Annotated in this window: 23 protein-coding genes, 1 other RNA gene and 1 pseudogene; 11 read left to right on the top strand and 14 right to left on the bottom strand. The window is 65.4% G+C overall.

Annotated elements, in window-relative coordinates; all coding sequences use genetic code 11:
• Window positions 1-359: pseudogene (locus tag A5709_RS01320) on the top strand (hypothetical protein); the annotation flags it as partial.
• Window positions 360-361: 2 nt separating this feature from the next.
• Here the strand turns inward: A5709_RS01320 and A5709_RS01325 are convergent.
• The 5 genes from A5709_RS01325 to A5709_RS01345 all read right to left on the bottom strand — a co-directional run bounded on the left by A5709_RS01325 (window position 362) and on the right by A5709_RS01345 (window position 2,792).
• On the bottom strand, window positions 362-1,189 hold the full coding sequence (locus A5709_RS01325) for an LLM class F420-dependent oxidoreductase (RefSeq protein ID WP_068117425.1): 828 nt from the start codon (window positions 1,187-1,189) through the stop codon (window positions 362-364).
• Window positions 1,190-1,193: 4 nt separating this feature from the next.
• A complete protein-coding gene (locus tag A5709_RS01330) occupies window positions 1,194-1,598 on the bottom strand; it encodes a DUF4267 domain-containing protein (protein WP_067950056.1) in 405 nt (134 codons plus the stop codon).
• 57 nt (window positions 1,599-1,655) lie between these two features.
• Window positions 1,656-1,907: a hypothetical protein gene (locus A5709_RS01335; RefSeq protein WP_067950054.1), complete on the bottom strand. Its 252-nt coding sequence runs from the start codon at window positions 1,905-1,907 to the stop codon at window positions 1,656-1,658.
• 24 nt (window positions 1,908-1,931) lie between these two features.
• On the bottom strand, window positions 1,932-2,333 hold the full coding sequence (locus tag A5709_RS01340) for a YkvA family protein (RefSeq protein WP_231972074.1): 402 nt from the start codon (window positions 2,331-2,333) through the stop codon (window positions 1,932-1,934).
• Between the two features lie 69 nt (window positions 2,334-2,402).
• Window positions 2,403-2,792, bottom strand: a complete 390-nt coding sequence (locus A5709_RS01345; RefSeq protein ID WP_067950050.1) for a DUF732 domain-containing protein — start codon at window positions 2,790-2,792, stop codon at window positions 2,403-2,405.
• A gap of 90 nt (window positions 2,793-2,882) precedes the next feature.
• On the opposite strand from A5709_RS01345, the gene A5709_RS01350 reads away from it, so the two are divergent.
• The gene (locus tag A5709_RS01350; RefSeq protein ID WP_067950048.1) at window positions 2,883-3,740 is read left to right on the top strand and encodes a phytanoyl-CoA dioxygenase family protein; all 858 of its coding nucleotides are present in this window, start codon (window positions 2,883-2,885) and stop codon (window positions 3,738-3,740) included.
• A 3-nt stretch (window positions 3,741-3,743) separates the two neighbouring features.
• Here A5709_RS01350 and A5709_RS01355 read toward each other — a convergent pair whose 3' ends face one another.
• Complete coding sequence (locus A5709_RS01355) at window positions 3,744-4,676, bottom strand: DMT family transporter (RefSeq protein WP_068117428.1); 933 nt, start codon at window positions 4,674-4,676, stop codon at window positions 3,744-3,746.
• Between the two features lie 139 nt (window positions 4,677-4,815).
• Here A5709_RS01355 and A5709_RS01360 point away from each other — a divergent pair, with 139 nt between their 5' ends.
• The gene (locus A5709_RS01360) at window positions 4,816-5,031 is read left to right on the top strand and encodes a hypothetical protein (protein WP_067950044.1); all 216 of its coding nucleotides are present in this window, start codon (window positions 4,816-4,818) and stop codon (window positions 5,029-5,031) included.
• Window positions 5,032-5,125: 94 nt separating this feature from the next.
• Here the strand turns inward: A5709_RS01360 and A5709_RS01365 are convergent, their stop codons facing one another.
• Complete coding sequence (locus A5709_RS01365; RefSeq protein ID WP_231986819.1) at window positions 5,126-5,533, bottom strand: hypothetical protein; 408 nt, start codon at window positions 5,531-5,533, stop codon at window positions 5,126-5,128.
• Between the two features lie 134 nt (window positions 5,534-5,667).
• On the opposite strand from A5709_RS01365, the gene A5709_RS01370 reads away from it, so the two are divergent.
• Together A5709_RS01370 and A5709_RS01375 are read left to right on the top strand one after the other, a co-directional pair.
• A complete protein-coding gene (locus A5709_RS01370; RefSeq protein ID WP_068117431.1) occupies window positions 5,668-6,621 on the top strand; it encodes a UDP-glucuronic acid decarboxylase family protein in 954 nt (317 codons plus the stop codon).
• Between the two features lie 205 nt (window positions 6,622-6,826).
• Window positions 6,827-8,047, top strand: coding sequence for a glycosyltransferase (locus tag A5709_RS01375; protein WP_068117434.1), 1,221 nt, complete (start codon window positions 6,827-6,829; stop codon window positions 8,045-8,047).
• Here A5709_RS01375 and A5709_RS01380 read toward each other — a convergent pair.
• Window positions 8,030-8,788, bottom strand: coding sequence for a class I SAM-dependent methyltransferase (locus A5709_RS01380; RefSeq protein WP_067950040.1), 759 nt, complete (start codon window positions 8,786-8,788; stop codon window positions 8,030-8,032). The genes A5709_RS01375 and A5709_RS01380 overlap by 18 nt on opposite strands.
• A 194-nt stretch (window positions 8,789-8,982) precedes the next feature.
• On the opposite strand from A5709_RS01380, the gene A5709_RS01385 reads away from it, so the two are divergent.
• Window positions 8,983-9,876 (top strand): universal stress protein, encoded by an 894-nt coding sequence (locus A5709_RS01385; protein ID WP_067950038.1) that lies wholly within the window; start codon window positions 8,983-8,985, stop codon window positions 9,874-9,876.
• 62 nt (window positions 9,877-9,938) lie between these two features.
• Window positions 9,939-10,655, top strand: coding sequence for a M15 family metallopeptidase (locus tag A5709_RS01390; protein WP_068117470.1), 717 nt, complete (start codon window positions 9,939-9,941; stop codon window positions 10,653-10,655).
• Here A5709_RS01390 and A5709_RS01395 read toward each other — a convergent pair.
• Window positions 10,652-12,154 (bottom strand): serine hydrolase domain-containing protein, encoded by a 1,503-nt coding sequence (locus A5709_RS01395; RefSeq protein ID WP_082973741.1) that lies wholly within the window; start codon window positions 12,152-12,154, stop codon window positions 10,652-10,654. The genes A5709_RS01390 and A5709_RS01395 overlap by 4 nt on opposite strands.
• Before the next feature lie 146 nt (window positions 12,155-12,300).
• Here A5709_RS01395 and A5709_RS01400 point away from each other — a divergent pair, with 146 nt between their 5' ends.
• The 3 genes from A5709_RS01400 to A5709_RS01405 all read left to right on the top strand — a co-directional run bounded on the left by A5709_RS01400 (window position 12,301) and on the right by A5709_RS01405 (window position 13,839).
• Window positions 12,301-13,050 (top strand): peptidoglycan recognition family protein, encoded by a 750-nt coding sequence (locus A5709_RS01400; RefSeq protein ID WP_231986823.1) that lies wholly within the window; start codon window positions 12,301-12,303, stop codon window positions 13,048-13,050.
• A 337-nt stretch (window positions 13,051-13,387) separates the two neighbouring features.
• Window positions 13,388-13,540, top strand: coding sequence for a hypothetical protein (locus A5709_RS27865; RefSeq protein ID WP_156673310.1), 153 nt, complete (start codon window positions 13,388-13,390; stop codon window positions 13,538-13,540).
• A gap of 5 nt (window positions 13,541-13,545) precedes the next feature.
• Window positions 13,546-13,839 carry an ANTAR domain-containing protein gene (locus tag A5709_RS01405; protein WP_068117438.1) on the top strand — a complete coding sequence of 98 codons (294 nt, stop codon included), beginning with the start codon at window positions 13,546-13,548 and terminating at the stop codon, window positions 13,837-13,839.
• 649 nt (window positions 13,840-14,488) lie between these two features.
• Here the strand turns inward: A5709_RS01405 and A5709_RS01410 are convergent.
• Complete coding sequence (locus A5709_RS01410; RefSeq protein ID WP_068117472.1) at window positions 14,489-15,133, bottom strand: cutinase family protein; 645 nt, start codon at window positions 15,131-15,133, stop codon at window positions 14,489-14,491.
• A 206-nt stretch (window positions 15,134-15,339) separates the two neighbouring features.
• Here A5709_RS01410 and A5709_RS27870 point away from each other — a divergent pair, with 206 nt between their 5' ends.
• On the top strand, window positions 15,340-15,492 hold the full coding sequence (locus A5709_RS27870) for a hypothetical protein (protein ID WP_156767938.1): 153 nt from the start codon (window positions 15,340-15,342) through the stop codon (window positions 15,490-15,492).
• 306 nt (window positions 15,493-15,798) lie between these two features.
• Here the strand turns inward: A5709_RS27870 and A5709_RS01415 are convergent, their stop codons facing one another.
• The 4 genes from A5709_RS01415 to A5709_RS01430 all read right to left on the bottom strand — a co-directional run bounded on the left by A5709_RS01415 (window position 15,799) and on the right by A5709_RS01430 (window position 19,252).
• On the bottom strand, window positions 15,799-16,992 hold the full coding sequence (locus A5709_RS01415; RefSeq protein ID WP_068117441.1) for an aldose epimerase family protein: 1,194 nt from the start codon (window positions 16,990-16,992) through the stop codon (window positions 15,799-15,801).
• Between the two features lie 151 nt (window positions 16,993-17,143).
• Window positions 17,144-17,511: a transfer-messenger RNA gene (ssrA, locus tag A5709_RS01420) on the bottom strand.
• A 99-nt stretch (window positions 17,512-17,610) separates the two neighbouring features.
• Complete coding sequence (locus tag A5709_RS01425; RefSeq protein ID WP_068011246.1) at window positions 17,611-18,456, bottom strand: maleylpyruvate isomerase family mycothiol-dependent enzyme; 846 nt, start codon at window positions 18,454-18,456, stop codon at window positions 17,611-17,613.
• A 46-nt stretch (window positions 18,457-18,502) separates the two neighbouring features.
• On the bottom strand, window positions 18,503-19,252 hold the full coding sequence (locus A5709_RS01430) for an EamA family transporter (protein ID WP_197520058.1): 750 nt from the start codon (window positions 19,250-19,252) through the stop codon (window positions 18,503-18,505).
• Window positions 19,253-19,281: the final 29 nt, after the last annotated feature.

Raw genomic sequence — 19,281 nt, forward strand, 5'->3', positions numbered from 1 at the left:
TCAAGGACAGCCACGTCGACTACACGTCGTTTTTCCGCCACCTCGGCCGCGCGGCACGAGGCGATGCCGAACCGGCGCGCGGCTTGTTCATCGACCTCGCCGGGTTCGACGCGTGGCTGTCGCGGTGGCAAACCCTGCGCCCCGATGCCGACGCCATGGAGCGGGCCAACCCGATCTACATTCCGCGCAACCACCTGGTCGAGGAAGCCCTGACAGCCGCCACGGCGGGCGACCTCGGCCCACTCGACCAGCTCCTCGCCGCGGTCACCGCACCCTATGACGAGCGCGCGGGCCTGGAACGTTATGCCAATCCAGCCCCTGAGGACTTCGGTAAGTACCAAACGTTCTGCGGCACTTAGCTTTACATGAGATTCGCGAACTCAGCCTGCAGCTCATCGAGGCGCCGAAGGGTTTCGTCGCGAGGCTCGGTGGGCAGCTCCACCAACAGGTGCTGCACCCCGAGAGCGCGGTAGCCCTCGAGCTCCTCTGCCGTCGGCGCGCCGCCGTGAAAGCTGATCACTGGTACGTCCTGACCTGCCATGCCGCGCAGTTGCTCCAGTTGCGGCGCCAGGGCCCGCGCCGACGGTGTCATCGATAGCCACCCGGCATGCAGCCTGGCGATGCGTTTGAAGCCGGCGGGTCCGCCGCCGAAGTACATCGGCGGATAGGGCTTCTGCATAGGCTTAGGCCAACTGTAGATAGGGCCAAAGTCTACGAATTCGCCGTGGAATTCCGCCTTTTCGTGCGTCCAGATCTCGACCATCGCGCCCAGCCGTTCGTCGACCACTCGCCCTCGAACGCCCGGATCGACACCGTGGTTGGCGATTTCTTCGCGCAGCCAGCCCACCCCGACACCGAACCGGAATCGTCCTCGCGACACCAGATCCAGCGACGCCACTTCTTTGGCCGTGTGAATCGGATCGCGCTGGGGCACCAGCGCGATGCCGGTGCCCAGGACCAGCCGCTCGGTCACGGCGGCCGCGGCGGTCAGCGCAACGAACGGATCCAGGGTGCGGTAGTACTTCGGCGGGATGGGACCCCCGGCCGGATAGGGGGTTACGTCGCCCGCCGGGATGTGCGTGTGCTCGGCGAGGAACAGCGACTCGAATCCACGCTGCTCGAGCGCCTGGCTCAGCTCCATCGGGCCAATGCCCTCATCGGTTACGAATGTCAGTACGCCTACGCCCATGGTCTCAGTCAACCGCATCGGGCTCGTTCCGGCGACCGCGTGACTGCGATCGGGCCGCGCCCCATAGCCCGACGCCGACGCCGACGACGGCGCCGCCCAAGCCGATGATCCGTTGCGAGGGTTTCAGCTCATCGTGGACACTGATGCCGCCGAGCAGGTCGGCCGCGTCGGCGCCGCCGGATGCCAGGAACCAGCCGCGGGTGTTCTTGCCGCGCAACGCCGCCGCCGCGAGCATGCCACCGATCAACGCGTCGCGATATCCCATGGACCGCAACAACAGTCGAGCGGTCGGCGCCGGCTCCCCGGGATCTCCCCAGAACCGGTTTGCGCTCAAGGGGTCGACGAGGAACCATACGCCGGAGGTGAGTCGGATGCTGCCCGCGAGAAGTGCAGCTCGGTCAATTGACATGCTCGGCAGCCTAGGAGCAAACCGCGTTCCTGCGCACGGCTTCGCCCCAAGAGCCCGTCACGGCTCGGGGCAGGCGTGGGCGATTTGTATGGAGGCCGGCCACAGCGCCGTGGTCAAGCCGAAGGCCAGGGCGTCGGCTCCGGTGGGGAACACGGCCTCCACCCGGCTCTGTATCAGTCGAGCCTCCTCAGCGTGAAAAAGGGTCCACACGAACCCGATACACAGGTACGGGATCGCCAGCCACAACGCCAATTCGATCAGTGCGCCGACCCTGACCTTGTATCGCATGCTGCGCCGAAGTACGTCCATCACCGCAGCCTCCTAGATTGCCGGTCAATCGAGCGCGGGGTCGGGCAGGCGGCACAGCTTGCACAGGGTGGCGAGGCCGTCGGGCGTGCCGGGCCAGTGCTTGGCAAGTGCACCGGGTCCCGCTGTGCGGCTGATCCAGCGCAACACCAGACCAACGATGATCACATCGTCGGCGAATCCGATGACGGGGATGGCGTCGGGTATCAGGTCGATGGGCGACACGACAAAGGCGATCAGTGCGACCAATGCGATTCGGATCCGCCGCGGCAGGTCGGTATCCGCGGCGAGGCGTTTCAGCAGCCGGAGCACGTCGGGCAGGAGGCGCACCAGGTCCTGCATTTTGACCTGGGGTCGCGTCAACCAGAAGGTGACCGCCAGAGCCAGCCAGATCACCGCGAACGCACTGACGATGCCGATCGCGATCATCCACCAGTCAGGCCACACCGTCTACATCTTGGTCGGTCGGGCTCAGGCATGCCAGCCCCGGCAGCTTTTCTAAGCAGCCCCCGGTGGTGGGAACGGAATCCAGGGAATCATCCAGATGTCGGGCGAGCGAGGCGGCGGCTCGGTGTTCGGTTCCCCGATGTGTTGGGGGCAGTAGGCATTCACCGCACTGGTCGTGAAACTGGTGGCTTGCGACACGGTGAAGCCCGCGTTTTCCGAGGACACACTCTGGATGACCGCGGCTTTGGAGTGACCCTGGTCCATCAGCTCGCAGGCCTTCTTCCCGACCTGAATGGCGACGGCGCCGTTCTTGTAGGGAACGCCGGCCTGATCGAGCGCCGCCAAGAAGCTCGCGTCGGGGTTGCCGGCCGGGTCCGCCTGCGCGGGCGTGGCCGCACCAATGGCGGCGGCGAAGCTCGCCAGCAAGAGAAGCACCCGCACCGCATCATCCTCGTACAGACGGCGCGAATTGTCCTGTCCGCCCCCGCGAACTCGGCTTAGTGTGGTTGACGGGATGAAGGACGAGTGCCAATGAACATCGATGACGAATCCGTCACGACGCTGGAAGACCTCAGAGGCGATCTGGCGCAGCGGTACAAGCGGACGGCGAGCGGTGGAGGCTCCGTCGACAGCGCGATCGTCGACGCCGACATGGCGGCCCTCGACCGCGACGGCTACGTCATTTGGACGGACCTGCTCACACCGGAGCAGTGCGAGCAGATCCGCGAGGTCGTGCGGCCTTGGCTCGGGCACACCGGGCGTAACTCGTTCGAGGGGCGGAGCACTCAGCGCATCTACAGCCTGCTGAGCCGGACGCGGGTGTGCGACGGGCTCGTCGGCAATCCCCGGGTGCTGGCGGTGCTGGATCGGTTGCTGATGCCCAACTACCTGCTTTCTGCGTTGCAGGCCATCAACATTCAGCCCGGAGAGGCCGCCCAGCTGGCACACCACGACGATGGGTTCTACCCGATCCCGCGTCCGCGAGAACCTCTTGCGGCGGCGACGATCTGGGCCATCGACGACTTCACCGCCGACAACGGGGCCACGGTGCTCTACCCCGGCAGCCACCGCTGGGGTAAGCGCCGGCCGGGGCCCGACGATCAGGCGATGCCGGTCGTCATGCCCGCCGGCTCGTGCGTCTTCTTCGTGGGCACCCTGTGGCACGGCGGTGGCGCCAACAACACCGGTCGCGACCGCCTTGCCGTCACCGCCCAGTACTGCCAACCGTGGCTGCGCCCGATGGAAGCCTTCACGTTGTCGATATCGCGCGACATCGCCCGCTCGGTGTCCGACGACATTCGCCGCATGCTCGGCTACAGCATCCACCCACCGTTCGTCGGCGCGGTCGACGGTCTGCACCCGCTCCGGCTGTTGGAAGCCGATTCGTAGGTCCTACTCCCGTCGTCCGCTGACACCGGCCAACCGCGCGGCATCGGCGGGCGTGGGCTGTCGCGGGCTGCCCACTTCGACCGCCTGGCTGCGGCTCAGCGCGATCGCGGCGGCCACCATGCCCCAGACGGCGACTGCCAGTGCCAGCGCCGCCGAGCGGCCCACCGCCAGGTGTTCACCGAGCACCCCCATGCCGAGCACGACCGCGACAACCGGCTCCCCGACCAACATGATCGGTACCGACGCCTGCAACGCGCCGGCATGAAAGGCCGAGTTCTGCACCACCGTTACCGCGACCGCTAGGCCGACCAGAACGTACGGAGCCGGGACGGTGAGGAGCGCATGCCAGCCGCCGACGGCGTAGCGGTGCGTGCAGATCTTCGTCAGCACCGCGATCATGCCGAGCATGACCGCCACGGCCACGCCCAGCAGCATGGCGCGCGCACGACCGACGACGCGACCGGCCGCCGTAACGCAGACCACCAGCAACGGCACCGTCACCAACAACGCCAGTGTCCACGCCGGTACCGCAGGGCGGACATGGCCTTCGCGCGGCTGACCGACGAGCACGAAAACCGTTAGCGCGCCCGTCAACAGCGTCGCCCAGCCCCACTGGACCGCGCTGATGCGTTGATGGCAGAGCCGCGCGCTCAAGGGCAACGCGAACAACAGCGACGAAACCAGCAGCGGCTGGATGAGCAGCAGGGATCCGTGCGCCAGCGCCACCGCCTGAAACACGTAGCCGGCGACGGCGGCGACGGTGCCCGCCCACCACAGCGGTCGCGCCGCCAGGGTCGTCACCATCGTTCCCGACATGCCCTCATCAGCCGGAACGTCCTGGGCGGCTCGCTGCCGAACGACGATTCCGACCGCGGCCCAGAACGCCGACAGCAATGCCGAGACGATCGCGACCGCGTGCGATGTGACCCACCCCATGTCCGTGCGGATACCCGGGACGTGAGGGCGGCTAACTGAGCTCTGCGCGAACAGGCGCGCAGCGCCAACAGTTTGTTTGTGACTCACCGCACATTTATGCTGATGCTGTATCCCAGGTCACAACTTGGTAGGAGCTTCAATGGCCGCAGCCCATGGCTCGAGCAAGCACGTTGTCGTCGCGCCCCGTCCCAGCGGGGCGATCCATTCGCACCGGATACTGCTGGCCGTGGTCGTGGTCCTGGCCCTCATCGCTGCGATCACAGGCATCGTCGTCGCCGCGTCGACGGGGCACACCACCGCGGCGCTAGTCATCGCCCTGGTGGCCGGCGGGTGGTTCTCCGCCGCCCTCTGCTAGAGGTCGCGACTGCCGACAAGAAAAGTCGGCGCGCTCGAATACCTCCGGATGGCAACGGCTTTGATGGCGGTGGGAGTCGCCGGACGGCTAGCGATCAGCTGGCGACCGCACCGGGGCAGTACTTGATTCGTCCCAGGTCGACCCACATGTTGGCGCGCCTGGCGGCTTGATCGGGGTTCAGCCCGGTCACAGCCTGGTTGTTCGCCTGTTGCATCGCGCCGACGATCTGCGCGCGCGACCAGCCCTGCGCCATCGCATTGCACATGGTCTGTTCGGTCTGCATCTCGTAGAAGGGCCAATCCGGCGGCCAGCCGATCGGGTCGGCGTTCGCCGTGGCGAACGCGCCCGGCAGGGCAGCCGGAGCGATCAACGCGATGACGAACGTCAGGGCGAGAAGCAGCTTTCTCGTGACGGACAGGGGTGAAAGCGACTGTTGCACGGGCACTTCTCCTCGACTCGGCACCTCGATGACCTGGAGGTCGACAAGCTTGACCCCGCCCACCAATGGTAGAGCCTCGGCGCCGTACGCCGTTCGAGATGTCGGATCTGGATAGACTCCCTACGATCTGCCGTCTCGCGACGCTTCCAGTCGGACATGCGATCCGTCGTCTTCGGTACCGGCCGAAACTAGGGAGAATGAACGTGAGAGCCCTCGTTGCGGGCGCCGCCGGGTTCTTGGGGTCGCATCTGTGCGACCGTCTTCGCCGCGACGGCGTCGAGGTTGTCGGGGTCGACAACCTCTACACCGGTAGCCGCGACAACATCGGGCGGTTCGAGAAAGACCCGGGATTTTCTTTCTTCGAGCACGACATCACCCGGCCGGTAGACGCGGCCGGTGTCCGTCCGCTGGATGTCATCTTCAACATGGCCTGCCCCGGGTCGCCGCGCGCCTACCAGCGCGATCCGCTGTTCACCCTGGAAACGAACTACGTCGGCACCAGGAACCTGCTGGAACTGGCTCGCGAGCAGCAGGCGACAATTCTCCAAGCTTCCACCAGCGAGGTTTATGGCGATCCCGTCATCCATCCTCAGGTCGAGAGCTACTGGGGCAACGTCAACTGCTTCGGGATGCGGAGCTGTTACGAAGAAGGCAAGCGGGTCTCGGAGACGCTGTTGCTCGAGTACGCCCGTCGCTACGACGTGCGGATAAAGGTCGTCCGCATATTCAATACCTACGGCCCGAGGATGGACGTGGAGGACGGCCGAATCATCCCCTCGTTCATCGTCCAGGCGCTGCGGGGAGAACCGATCACCGTCTTCGGGGATGGCAGCCAGACCCGCTCTTTCTGCTATGTCGACGATCTGATCGAGGGCCTGGTGAGGATGGCGGCGAGCGAGCCCTCGTTCACGGGGCCCGTGAATCTCGGCAGTCCGACCGAACTCTCCGTCCTGCAGACAGCGAGCATTATCGGCGAGCTGACCGGGTCGGCGTCGGGAACCGTATTTAGGCCCCTGCCGGCCGACGACCCCAAGAGGCGCCAACCGGATATCAGCCTTGCCGAGTCCAGGCTCGCCTGGCGTCCACGAGTCCCTTTTGAAGAAGGCGTCGCGCGAACTATCGAATACTTCAGGGGAATCGTGGAGGCATGACCGTTCAGGCTGATGGCGTTAGCATCGGGGAAGCCCCACACGCAACGAACCGACCCCACCGACCACGATCAACAAAGGGGAGGGTGATGGCTCATCAAGCCCCTGACGGCAGCCGTTATCCCATTGCCGCCGTTCGTTTCCGGTGTTCTTGGGGCCACGGCCGCACTGCACAACACTTCACGGCACCGGGCGATGGGCTCCGGCGATGAGATTTGTGTTGGCAACCTTGGGAACTCGGGGTGATATCGAGCCATGCGCCGCCATCGGTCGGGAACTGCAGCGTAGGGGCCACGACGTGCGAATGGCGGTTCCGCCGAACTACATTGGCTTCATCGAGTCGGCCGGTCTTGCCGCCGTCGCACACGGCCCAGACCAGGAGCGGCAGAACGCCGATATCGAACTCAAATACGGCACAACGCCGAGCCCGATGCTCATGGCGTGGGAGATTTATCAGGGAATCACTCGACTCTGGCCGGAGCTGGGTGCGGCGCTCACCTCACTGGCCGACGGGGCCGACCTGCTGTTGACGGACGCAAGCCAGCAGGGGCTGGCCGCCAATGTCGCGGAATACCACGACATTCCGCAAGCTGCCGTGCACATCTACCCGATCGCAGACAATGCGCATTCGCAGATAACCAAAGCCGCTGAAGACGCCCAGCGCCGGGAATTGGGCCTGCCAGAACAAACGGGACCGTCGACGCGACAACCGCTGGAAATCCAGGCCTACGACGAACTCTTCTTCCCCGAAATGGCGGCCGCATGGGCGGGTCACGGGTTCCGGCGGCCTTTCGTAGGTGGGCTGACATTGGAGCTGCCGACGGACGCCGACGACGAGGTCTCGTCGTGGATCGCCGCGGGAACGCCGCCGATCTATTTCGGATTCGGCAGCAGCGCACGAGTCGCATCGCCGCGCGACGTGATCGCCATGATCACTGCGGCTTGTGCGCAGCTAGGCGAGCGGGCGTTGATTTGCAGCGGCGTGAGTGACCTCGCCGGCCTGCCGGATTCGAACCACGTAAAGGTGGTGAACTCGGTGAACCACGCAACCGTGTTTCCCGCTTGCCGCGCGGTCGTCCATCACGGCGGCCCGGGCACCACGTTCGCAGGCATCCGGGCCGGAATCCCCACGTTGGCCCTTGCCGTATCGGTCGATCAACCGATGTGGGCAGCCGCGGTCAATCAACTCGAAGTCGGCATCGGACGGCGCTTCATCGAAACCACCCTCGATTCGCTGATTGCGGATTTGCGGTCCATCCTCACTCCGCGCTGCGTTACTCGAACCCGTGAGGTCGCGGCTCAGATGGCGACGCCCGCGCAAAGCGCCGCCACCGCCGCCGATCTCTTGGAAGATGCCGTCCGTGTCGCGCTGGCTGATCGGCAAACGCCGCGGACCGCGATGAAAAGTCGGTCAGCCCAACGGTTCTGACTCGGGCCTGTCGTCCCGCGGCGATCCTGCGGCGAGTTGCGTGGCCGAGACGCTGCGATAGGACGGCAAGTCAAAGTCGGGCAAGGCGCAGATGTCAGCACAATCTCGGACCCGCTCCAGCCAGTAACTCTGATCGGCCGCCGACGTGCAGGCGTAAATCTTCATAAACGTCGCCGCGAAGGGGAACAAGAAGCCATTGCCGACAGCCTGCCAAACGGCTGCGGCCACTCCGGGGGTTTCGACTCCGCGATAGTCGTCGATCGCAATCAAGCCCCGCTTGGTCGTGTGCGTGACGGCGAGGTTGATGTCGTTAGCGACGCACCGGTAGCTGTGACAACCGTCGACGTGGGTGAAGCGGAGTAACCGTTCTCCAAGGTTGAGCTCCGATGATTCGCAGACTTCAAGCGTTGGCCGGCGAGGGTGGAAACGATCCCAGTTGGCCAAGAACTGCTTCTGGTCGAGGCCCGAATACTGCTGGCGTGGGATCCGCGACATGTGCGCGTGATCCATCACGGCGTCGAACAAATCGCAGATCACCAGTTCTTCATCGTCGCGGAGGCTGTAACCCATCATGATGGCGGACTTGCCTTGATAGGTGCCGATCTCCAGCATGTCGCCCTTGATGCCTTCGGCCGTCTGGCAGGCGAGCAACTTGCTGAACAGCGAGACGTCGGCCTCAAAAAACCAGCCGTCGACCTCATCCATCTGCTCGGCATAGAGGGTCCAGGCGGCATCGGTCATGGCGCGCTCCTGCGCATCAACTCCTCCAGAGAGGTATTCCCGACGTTCGAAATGTGCGCCCGCGTTTGAAGGGTATCAACCCGCGCCGCATCGGTGCCTTTGGTCCTTCGCCTTGCATCGCTTCGGCCCTGACAATCGCGACCGCCCTGGACGATCCTGCCCATGGGCGGGCGGCGGATCAGAAGCGAGCTGAAATGTGGGAGCCACCACGTGGCGCGATCTTGGTAGGCATTGACGGCTCGGCAGCGGCGCTGGGCGCCGTCCGATGGGCGGCTCGTGATGCCGCGCTGCGGAATGCGCCGCTGACCCTGGTGCATGTCGTCGACGCCCCCTTGCCGGGGTGGTTCCAGGTCGCCGCGCGGACGGACTTCAGGCGAGGGCGCGGGCAGCGGGCACGCGGACTCATCAAGACGGCGATCCGGGTGGCCGAAGAGAGCGCTGGTGCACGCCGTCCGGCGAAGGTCGAGACCAAGGTGCTTTATTCGACCGCCGTCCCGACGCTGGTCGCCCTCTCCAAAGAGGTGGAGATGGTCGTGGTGGGCGACCGGGGACACCGCGGTGCCCTGGGTGCCCGCAGTGCGCTTGGCTCGGTGAGTTCGGGGTTGGTTTACCACGCGCACTGCCCAGTCGCCGTGATCCCCAGCGAGCAACCGCAGGTCGGCAAGGCGGAGGCGCCGGTGCTGGTGGGCATCGACGGCTCGCGGGCATCGGAAGCAGCGACTGAGATCGCCTTCGAGGAAGCCTCGCGACGGAGAGTGGGCCTAGTGGCTTTACACGCCTGGGCTGATCCCCGGGCGGCCACCTCGAGAACGGTGTACCAGGACGCGAAATGGGACGCCCGGCTATCCGAGGAGGAAGAGGTGCTGGCCGAACGACTGGCGGGTTGGCATGACCGCTATCCCGACGTGGGGGTCCATCGCAGGATCGAGATTGGCGAGCCGGTGCGCTGGCTCCTCGAGGCGTCCGAAAAGGCGCAACTGCTTGTGGTCGGCAGCCACGGCCGTGGCGGGTTCGCCGGCAGGGTGCTGGGCTCGGTCGGTGCGTCGGTGGTCAATAGGGCCAAGCTCCCAGTGATTGTGGCGCGGTAGACACTGGCAGTCTGAGCAACCCATTCTCAGTGGAGCGAGCGGTGAGAACGCAATTCCAGTTGATGCCCTTCGGGCGGCGGGGTGCCGCGGTGGCCGGAATGCTCGCGGCTTGTCTTGTGCTGGTGCAGTGCACCGCTGCGCAGCGACCGCCGGCGGCGACACCATCAGGGTCCGCGACACCGCCACCATCGGCGGCGCCGCCCAATGCGCCATCAGCGGCTCCCGGTGACAGCGTCGAGCCGGTCACCGCCGCCGAACTCGGCGAGACCTGGCGACCGGGTTGCCCGGTCGAGCCGGAGCAACTGCGACGGGTCAACGTCGGCTACATCGGTTTCGACGGCCAGGTGCACCGCGGTGAGCTGATCGTGAATCAAGACCTGGCACCGGAGGTCATCGCCATCTTCGAGCGGCTTCAGCGGCTCGGTTACCCGGTCGAGAAGATGCGTACGGTCGACCACTACGCGGGCGCCGACGACGAGTTGTCCATGGAGGACAACAACACTTCGGCGTTCAACTGCCGACACATCCCTGGAACCAACGAATGGTCTCCGCACGCCTACGGTCGGGCTATCGATCTCAACCCGCTCATCAACCCGTGCCTGTATGCGAGCGGCTATTTCGAACCGCAGAACGCGGCCGCCTACCTGGACCGCAGCCGCAGCGACCCGGGACTCTTACACAACGGCGACCCTGCGGTGCGCGCCTTCACAGATCGTGGCTGGCGGTGGGGTGGCGAGTGGACGGGTCCGCTCGACTACCAACACTTCGAGCGGCCCTAGAGACGCAGGGCCTGCGCCGTTGCCGTTGCGACCTCGCCCCGCAGATCCGAGATCGGTGGACTGCCCCGGATGTGAATCGAGTTCGAGAGCAGCACGACGTAGGTATCCGAGCGTGGGTCCATCCAGACCGAGGTTCCGGTGAAGCCGGTGTGGCCGAAGCTGCCGATGGGGAAGATCGCGCCTCGCGGCATGGACTGGCCCGTATCGATGTCCCAGCCGAAGCCGCGCAGGTTCTGCCCCGGGATCGCCGGATAGCGCGGAGCGAGCAGCGAATCCGTTTTGTTCGGCCGTTTTGCGACGGCTTCTTGTGCCGCATCGTTGGCCGCCTTGAGTTGCGCAAGCGTATGTCCCGGCTGCTGCGGACTCGTCATCAACTCGAGAGTTGTTTGCGCCAAAGGGAATTGGCTGGGACGGCCCGCGAGCCGGTCAAGTAATGCCTGCGCAAAGAGGCTGACATCGTGGGCCGTCGAGAACACCCCCGCATGCCCGGCCACCCCACCCATGCGCCGCGCCGTCGTGTCCTGCACGGTGCCCCGAAGCAGATGATCGAGATCGGGATTCCTAACCGGATCGGCTCGGCCCTCCTCGTCACGTGCTGTCGGTGCGATGCGCGGCAACAGACCGATGCTCCAGGTACCTGCGGGACAGGGGTCCGGCGTCCGGCCTTGCGGCGCGGGGGCCCACGCGATCGCAGCGCCCAACGTCGTGTGCGAACCACACGCTTGCGCCGGGGGAAGGTAGCGGGCGTCTTCCATGCCGAGCGGCTCGAATACGTGTCGCTGAACGTACGCGTCCAGCGCGTCGCCGGTGACCTTCTCGATCAGCGCCCCAAGCAGGATGAAGTTGATATCGGAATACCGGAAGCCCGCACCGGGGCCCGACTCCAGCGGCGTGGTGAGCGCACGGCGAATTCCCTCCCCTTTGTCGGCATGGTCCAGTCCCCACGGGTCTCCCAGGTTGACATCCCCGGTTTCGCCGGAGGTGTGCGTAAGGAGCATCCGAACAGTCACCTTTGCGCGGCGCGGATCGTTCGCGGCGTTGAAGTCCGGCAGGTACTGCTGCACGGGATCGTCGAAGGCAACCTTGCCCTGCTCGTAAAGCTGCATGACGGCGGTCGCCGTTGCGAGGCTCTTCGTTAAGGACGCCAGGTCGAAGATCGTGTCCTCGGTCATCGGCTCGGCGGGGGCAGGCAACCCGTCCAGTCCGGGTTCGCCTGCGAGCTTGCGCGAACCGTAGGCCTGGTGGAAGACGACCTTGCCACCGTGCCCGACGACAACCACCGCGCCCGGCAACCTGTTTGCCGCAATCGCGCCGTTGATCAGCTTGGAGACCCTTGCGAAATCAACCGCGGGCGCCGGATCGGGCGGTTTGACGACGGTCGCGACGTCGGGTCTGGGAGCGGGCGGGCTTGCACCCAATACCGGGCGTCCCGCGTCGCCCCTCGAACAAGCCGTGGTTATCGCGAGGAAGGCAGTCCCGGCGGCGATGGCGGTACGCATCGCACCGCGGAAGCCTGCGGCGACCGGTCGATTCATTGAGGAGCTCATCTCGTTACCTGCGATCTTGTTTTCGGATCTTGGCGGCGTCAAGAGAGGACGACGAAACGCATCCCGCGCCGCCGCATCACGCCCGTATCGTGAGGGCGGTGTGCGAGCCCGCGCCCGGCCGGACCCACGAACCGCCAGCCGTTCTCAGCCGTCGCCAGCTTTTGGGGGTGGCCGGCAGCCTGGGGGCGGCGTCCCTGATCGGCGGGTGCTCGACATCTCATCCCACGCCGTCGGCGACCGGCGTCAGCCTGGCCGCGACCAGTTCGGCGTTGTTGCTCTGCCGGGACGCCTGGGGCGCGCGACCGGCCCGTTCCGGAGGGAAGCGCCACACCATCACGCGGATGACCCTCCACCATGAGGCCGTCGTCCTTGGCGACAACCGCAATGCCCCAGCGCACCTCCGACAGGATCAGCGCTACCACCAGGATCAGCACGGGTGGATCGACATCGCCTATCACGTCGGCGTCGACCGCAACGGCAACATCTACGAACTTCGGAGCACCGAGATCGCGGGCGACACCGCAACGGACTACGACACGACAGGTCACTTCCTGGTCCTCTGCGAAGGAGACTTCGATCAAGAGCCTGTGTCGGAGGCGCAGCTTCAGGGGGCGGCTCGCGCGTTCGCATGGGCCGCCCAGAATTTTCATGTCGCGACCGCCACATTGGCCGGCCATCGCGACCTGGCCCAGACGTCTTGCCCCGGCGGAAACCTGTACGCCCATCTTTCGTCGGGTGACTTGAGACGCCGCATCGACGATCTGCTGGCCGCGGGCGGAGTGGACCTTCAGCGCTTCTGCGGACCCGAAGCGGCCGCACGAGTCGCGGCGATCGAGGCGGGAAACTGACCAGCTCTGCCCGCCGTTGGTCCCGAATTCCGCGACCGCAGCGCGAAATCACGCTGGCGACAGGGTCTTTGGGGCGAGGGTGACTGAACGCCAGGAGTTGACCGCTGGCAAATCGAGCGCAGCGGAATTTCTACAGACGCAGTAGTGCAAAGCCGCTGCGCAGGTATAGGATCTAGGGCATTACTACCCCAATTCGGCTGGACGCAGGCGTCCGGAATTGGGTCTAAGTCGGACTGGACGTGGGCGTCCGCGACATATATGGCTATGTGAAGCCCTGTCAGAGCCAGAAGGCCCCATGAAACAACTTTGTGATGACCTAACCCAATTCGCTATTCAGGTGCGCCAAATCGCATATTCCGTCAATGGCGGCGTCGGAGAGCGGGAATGCCTGGATCTGAGCGCGCGCATGCTCGCCGCGGTGAAGCGGGCACAGGCCAGGGCGCTCACCGAACTTGCGGAATTACCCGGCGACTGCGGACAGGCCGGCTAGAAGCAATGACCGACAGCGCCAATTCGAGTCAATTCTGGCCCGGAGAAGTCATCGCGCAAGCCACCGACATCATCGGCGAGCGCTTCAAACTCGACGCCGCGCAATCCTTGGCAGTGCTCCGCGGAATCTCACGCAATACCAGGACGCAAATGTGCGTGGTCGCCGAACAGGTGATCAACCGCGAGTTGCCGGTGGAAGCCGTGGATGTCGTCACCCTGCATCGGCCGGGGCCGCCCGGCTCGTGGGACTCGTCGAGGTCGCAGGAGTCGTGGGACTCGTCGAGGTCGCAGAACTCGTAGGACTCGTCGGGGTCGTAGAACTGGTCGGACTGGTCGAGGTCGCACTACTCGTCGGCCGCGTTGGGCTCGTCGGGCTCGTCGGAGTCGTGGGACTTGTCGGAGTCGTAGGAGTCGTAGGTGTCGTACTCGCAAGGCCCGGGCCTTCGCCACACCAGTCCGCCACATCTTTCGGGTACTGCTCGAGCGGCGGAGGACAACGCTGCCCCGGCGGGAAATTGGCGCCGGCGTTGAGTAGATCGCAGGGCACGTAGACCTGCTTGCCCTTGGGAGTGTTGGTCAGACACTTCGTCGGCGGCTCGCCATGGGCCTGGACGGGAATGATGGCCGCCGCCGCCACCGCCACCGCGCCGAGCACCCAAGCAAGACGGCGATAGGTCATGAGAGCCCCTCCCTCGCTCATCTGTAACGCGTTTCGTACTGCGGTGTCGGGCGTGCCCGACGTGACATCGCGTCGTATGACGATTAAAGCCGCTCACCTCGGGCGTAATCCAACCCAGGTGTCTTGACCTAGTTGCGGCGCGTCCCCCATCTACCGCTCTGAACAGCACATTCTCAGTGGAGCTACCCGGGATCGAATCGCCTCAAAACTGGTTGTGACCTGCAGATGCTTCAGTCTCGAAGCGCATCGGCGAAGACGACTGATTCGTCCCTACAACCGGCCCGCGACGAATGTCGCCGCCTGATTTGTCATACCCGACTGGATGTACTGACCATGCGGTGCCATGCTCACACCGCGCGTGCAAATCGGATCCCCGGGCATACACATGTCGATCGTTTTCGGGGCGTATAGCGGACCAATGGTGGGAAGCGCGCCGGCTGCCATTGTCCGTGCAAATGTGCCCGATGCCGACGGATTTCCGAAGACAGCGACGGCGGCGACATGATTGGCGACACCGGGTGGCATCTGCGTGGTGATGACGTCGACCACGGCCGCACCCTGGGAGTACCCACCGAGGACCATCCTGGTACTGGGACAGTTTGCCGCCATCCACTGGACATGAGCGCTCGCGTCATTGGCACCGGCAGCGATGGAACTACGGAAATTGTTGGAGGCGGGGTAGTTGACCGGATACACGCTGACGGTCCTCCGCCCTAGTCGCGGACGCAACGAATCAACAAATGACTGTCCGACCCCCCCGACGCCAGGGGGCTCGGATGTGCCCCGGGCGAACACCACGTCGACGTCGGAGCAGGGAGCCGCGGTGGCGGATGGCAGGGACGAGGCAGCGGTCAGCGACGCCCACGCTGCAACGACAGCCGCGCCGAGCGGACCAGAAATCGGGCGTGCGGTCACGGCTTGCATGTCATGTCGTCGCTTCGAAGTCGATTTCGGAACGACCCTGTGGGCCGCCTTAATGGCCCGGGCGCGCCGGTCCGACGATGAAAGCTCATGGTGGTTGCCCTTGGTGTGGTCGCCGCCCTGTTGGCAGCTGTAACAAGTAGGAGCACCGACGCCGGTCCTAGGGGACACTTTTTCCGCCGCCTACGACGGGGCGACGTATGCAAGCCGGCACTGTTGCATGCGGCATCGGCGAAGGCGATTACGCGGTCGTGTTGTGGACGACAGACTCCGGTCCAATGCTCGCCTGGGCCGAAGGCCACGATCTGGCCCCGCTGTTCAAGTGGTGGTCGACGGTGGTGGAGCCGGGCTGAGGCGCCGACAAAGGTTCCCGTCCCATATCTAATGAGACGAATCATGACTCAAGTTTGAGAACTGAGCGTCCGATGCCCGAGGCTCGGAAACCACCTGCGCGAGGCCGACCACATGGCATGCCATCACCCGCGAGGCAACTTCAGCACCCGTTTGTACTCGGTGACGTAGACGTTGCCGCCGCCGTCTACCGGCCACATTCGCGGTCACAGCCCCGATGCTTAGTTGGCCGGCGAACGGCAGCACGGTCGTGGGCAAAAGGTGGGTTCGGGTGAGGCCCGATCGCAGATAGGCGCCCGCACAGGCGCCTATACGGTGCCGAAGGCGAAAACGGTTGTCGAATCGTAGGTCTGGCCCGGGTTGAGCGTGGTGGTCGGGAAGTTCGGGTGATTCGGCGAGTCCGGGTAGTGCTGAGTCTCCATCGTGAATCCCGCGCCCTGCCGGTAGATGTGCCCGCTGGCGCCCGTGAACGCGCCCGCGATGAAGTTGGACGTGTAGAACTGCACGCCGGGCTCGGTTGTGGAGACGGTCAGGGTGCGCCCCGTCTGCGGGTCCTCGGCCCTGGCCGCTAGCACCAGACCCGTGGTGTTGCCGCGGTTGATCACCCAGTTGTGGTCGTAACCGTGGGCCAGCAACAGCTGCGGGTCGTTCGCGGTGATGTGCGCGCCGATCGCGGTCGGCGAGGTGAAGTCGAACGGTGTGCCCCGCACCGGGGCTACCTGCCCGGTCGGGATCTGAGTGGGGTCAGTCGGCGTGTAATTGTCGGCGTGGATGGTGACCTTCTGGTCATACACGTCGCGCGTGTCCTCACCCGCCAGGTTGAAGTAGCTGTGGTTGGTCAGGTTGATCACGGTCGGCGCATCGGTGGTCGCGTGGTAGTTGATGCGCAGTTCGTTTTTCTCGGTCACGGTGTAAGTGACGGTTGTCGTCAGCGTCCCCGGATAGCCCATTTCGCCTGCGGGACTGACATATTGAAGCTTCAAGCCCACGCTGCCGCTGTCGTTCTGCTGGTCGGTCTGCCATACCTTGGTATCGAAACCCGCGGTGCCGCCGTGCAGGCTGTTGCCGTTATTGTTTATCGGCAAGTGATACTCGTTGCCGTTCAACGAGAATGCCCCCTTGGCGATCCGGTTGCCATAGCGGCCGACGATCGCGCCGAAGTAGGTCTTGGCGGATCCGGTGTTGTTCAGGTAGCCGTCCAGGGTCGGAAAACCCAGTACCACATTGCCCATACCTCCGGTGCGATCCGGGACCTCGATCGACTGAACGATGCCGCCGTAGGTCAGGATTCGCACCCTCACGCCGTGCCCGCTGGTGAGCGTATAGCGGCGCACGGGCGTCTCACCCACCTGACCGAACGGCTCGCTGGTGATCGACAGCGGCCCTGCGGGTATCGATGCGTTACCGCTGCCCGTGGTGGAGTTGGTCGTCGTGTTGCTACATGCCGCCAAGCCCGCTACACCGGCGATGGCGATCCGTCGAAGCAATCGTTCGCCGCGCATGGGCGCTCCTCGTACTCGTACCGATCCCACCTGTGCGCCAGAATTACTGCTCATGATGAGGTAAGGATCGTCCATTGGACGCACCGGGTCGAAGCATTCGATCCAGGGCCATCGGTTGGCACATGAAAAGGGCCGCATCTCTGCGGCCCTTTGGTGGAGCTGCCGGGAATCGAACCCGGGTCCAACGGCATTCCCTCAAGACTTCTCCGTGCGCAGTTCGCTATGCCTCTGCTCGGATCTCCCGGTCACGCGAACCAGCCAGGATGACGATCCCAGTCGCTGTTGGTGTCCCGATGAGTCCCGCGACCGAACTCATCGGTTGATCCCTCTAGCTGACGCCAGGCTCCGGGTCGAGGGCTTTCCCGGTCTGACGGACTAGCTGTCGCTTAGGCAGCGAGAGCGTAGTCGCGCTGATGTGAATCGGCGCTTATATGGTTGCAACGACGCTTACGGTGGTCTCTTGCCTGCACCGGCACGCTTCCCTTGATTCGATGCGCGATGTCGAAACCTTTCAGCCCCATGTCTATCGCTCATCCCCGCCGATTTTCGGCAGGACAATCTATGGTACGCCGCTATCAACGCGCGGCAACGGAGTTATGTTCCGGTCCCGAGCTGCGATCAGATCACGAAGTTCAGCCGCTCGACGACCTGGGCGGCCACCTCTTTGTCGCCGCCGAGGTCGATGTCCTGCGACCGGGACGGGCACATCGGCCGCCCGCCGGCGAGCCGGGTGAACTGCAACCCGTCCAGCCGAATCGTCACCGTCGGCTCCTGGCCGCCGAAGTCGTCGACCAGCTGGGCCCGGCCATCGACGCTGATGCGGATGGTGCGGGAAAGCGGGCCGGTCAGCTCGAACAAGACCCGCGAACCCTCCGGCGCTTTGGCCCGCTTGCCGACCACGTAGCCCATCGTGCCGGCGATCTCGTCGAGCGAGAGTGCCGACGCGGCCCCAACGAGCTGGTCGTCGGACGGCGGCCACCGCAGCGCCTCGCGGATGTCCTGCTCGTGCATCCAGCAGTCGAACACCCGGACCCGCATGAACCGCCCGTAGCTTTCGGGACCCACCGGCGTCAGCGTCACGGCGTCCCACTCCTCGGCCGACATGCCCGTCAGCGCCTTGCGCCGGTCGTCGGTGATGTCCTTGAAGCGTTTGAGGACGTCCGCGCCGGATTCGGCGGCCAGGTGACGCACCCAGCACTCGTTCATCACGCCGATGTCGTTGTGGACGTGCTCGAGCGATGAGACGTCGATGTCGGGCTGGGGCGCGGGGACACCGGCGAGGAAGGATTCGGTGCCGATCATGTGCGCCACCAGCGCCTTGACGTCCCAGCCGGGCAGCGGACTGGCCGCCTGCCATTCCGCTTCCGGCAGCCCGTCCAGCAGCGCGGTGATGTCGTCCCACACCGCGAACAAACCAGCGAGCACCTCGGACTTGTCAAGCTTGGTGACAGGGCGATCGGCCATGCTCGGATCGTAGGCCGATGGGCTACCTCATCGACAGGCGCCGCCGTCAGCTGGCGGCGATCATGGCCACGGACCCCATAGCCATCACCATGCCGAACCCCTGCCAGCGGGTCAGCCGCTCGCGCAGCACCACCATCGCCAGCACGACCGTGGCCGCCGGGTAAAGCGAGATCATGATGCTGGCCAGCGACAGCAACCAGGTGTGCAGCGCCAGCAGCATGGTCACGTTGGCGCAGATGTCCAGCACCGCCACGGCCCAGGCCAACTTCAGCGGCTTCCCGCGCGGCGCCCGCAGATTCTTGCTGGCCGCGGCCATCACCAAGATCACCACGGTGGCCGAGAGCCGGGCGAACACCAGCGGCCAAAGTTTGCACGCGTGCGGCGCCTGGTGGAGAAAGACCAGGTTCAGCCCCATCGCGGAGCCGGCCAGCAGCGTCAGCCACGCGACCTTAGGGGTGAACCGATACGGCGTGACACCTTCGGCAGTGGCCTCGCGGCTCACCAGCATGACCGCGACCAGAGCCAGCACGACGCCCACCGAGGCCCCCGGGCCCGGCCGCTCCCCCAGCGCCACACCGACCGCCACCGGCACGGCGGCGTTGAGGACCGCCGCCAACGGTGAGACGACCGAGATGGGGCCGGCGCCCAGCGCGGCGAAGAACGCCCACATTCCGACGGCCATTCCGACGCCGTAGAGGCAGCCCCAGAAGACCGCGCCGCCCGCGACCGGCCCGCCCACGGCGAGCGCCAGCGCGCCCAGCAAGATTGTCTCGATCGGATAGACCACCAGCATCACGCGCAGCGCGGCTACCCGTCGAGCGGCTA

It is taken from the genome of Mycobacterium sp. E1386, assembly GCF_001672745.1.
Classification (GTDB): Bacteria; Actinomycetota; Actinomycetes; order Mycobacteriales; family Mycobacteriaceae; genus Mycobacterium.

Bases quoted from the DNA above. Each gene is read 5' to 3' on its own strand.
- A5709_RS01325 (WP_068117425.1), bottom strand. From the start codon at position 1,189: ATGGGCGTAGGCGTACTGACATTCGTAACCGATGAGGGCATTGGCCCG.
- A5709_RS01330 (WP_067950056.1), bottom strand. From the start codon at position 1,598: ATGTCAATTGACCGAGCTGCACTTCTCGCGGGCAGCATCCGACTCACC.
- A5709_RS01335 (WP_067950054.1), bottom strand. From the start codon at position 1,907: ATGGACGTACTTCGGCGCAGCATGCGATACAAGGTCAGGGTCGGCGCA.
- A5709_RS01340 (WP_231972074.1), bottom strand. From the start codon at position 2,333: ATGATCGCGATCGGCATCGTCAGTGCGTTCGCGGTGATCTGGCTGGCT.
- A5709_RS01350 (WP_067950048.1), top strand. From the start codon at position 2,883: ATGAACATCGATGACGAATCCGTCACGACGCTGGAAGACCTCAGAGGC.
- A5709_RS01355 (WP_068117428.1), bottom strand. From the start codon at position 4,676: ATGGGGTGGGTCACATCGCACGCGGTCGCGATCGTCTCGGCATTGCTG.
- A5709_RS01360 (WP_067950044.1), top strand. From the start codon at position 4,816: ATGGCCGCAGCCCATGGCTCGAGCAAGCACGTTGTCGTCGCGCCCCGT.
- A5709_RS01370 (WP_068117431.1), top strand. From the start codon at position 5,668: ATGAACGTGAGAGCCCTCGTTGCGGGCGCCGCCGGGTTCTTGGGGTCG.
- A5709_RS01375 (WP_068117434.1), top strand. From the start codon at position 6,827: ATGAGATTTGTGTTGGCAACCTTGGGAACTCGGGGTGATATCGAGCCA.
- A5709_RS01380 (WP_067950040.1), bottom strand. From the start codon at position 8,788: ATGACCGATGCCGCCTGGACCCTCTATGCCGAGCAGATGGATGAGGTC.
- A5709_RS01385 (WP_067950038.1), top strand. From the start codon at position 8,983: ATGTGGGAGCCACCACGTGGCGCGATCTTGGTAGGCATTGACGGCTCG.
- A5709_RS01390 (WP_068117470.1), top strand. From the start codon at position 9,939: ATGCCCTTCGGGCGGCGGGGTGCCGCGGTGGCCGGAATGCTCGCGGCT.
- A5709_RS01395 (WP_082973741.1), bottom strand. From the start codon at position 12,154: ATGCGTACCGCCATCGCCGCCGGGACTGCCTTCCTCGCGATAACCACG.
- A5709_RS01405 (WP_068117438.1), top strand. From the start codon at position 13,546: ATGACCGACAGCGCCAATTCGAGTCAATTCTGGCCCGGAGAAGTCATC.
- A5709_RS27870 (WP_156767938.1), top strand. From the start codon at position 15,340: ATGCAAGCCGGCACTGTTGCATGCGGCATCGGCGAAGGCGATTACGCG.
- A5709_RS01415 (WP_068117441.1), bottom strand. From the start codon at position 16,992: ATGCGCGGCGAACGATTGCTTCGACGGATCGCCATCGCCGGTGTAGCG.
- A5709_RS01425 (WP_068011246.1), bottom strand. From the start codon at position 18,456: ATGGCCGATCGCCCTGTCACCAAGCTTGACAAGTCCGAGGTGCTCGCT.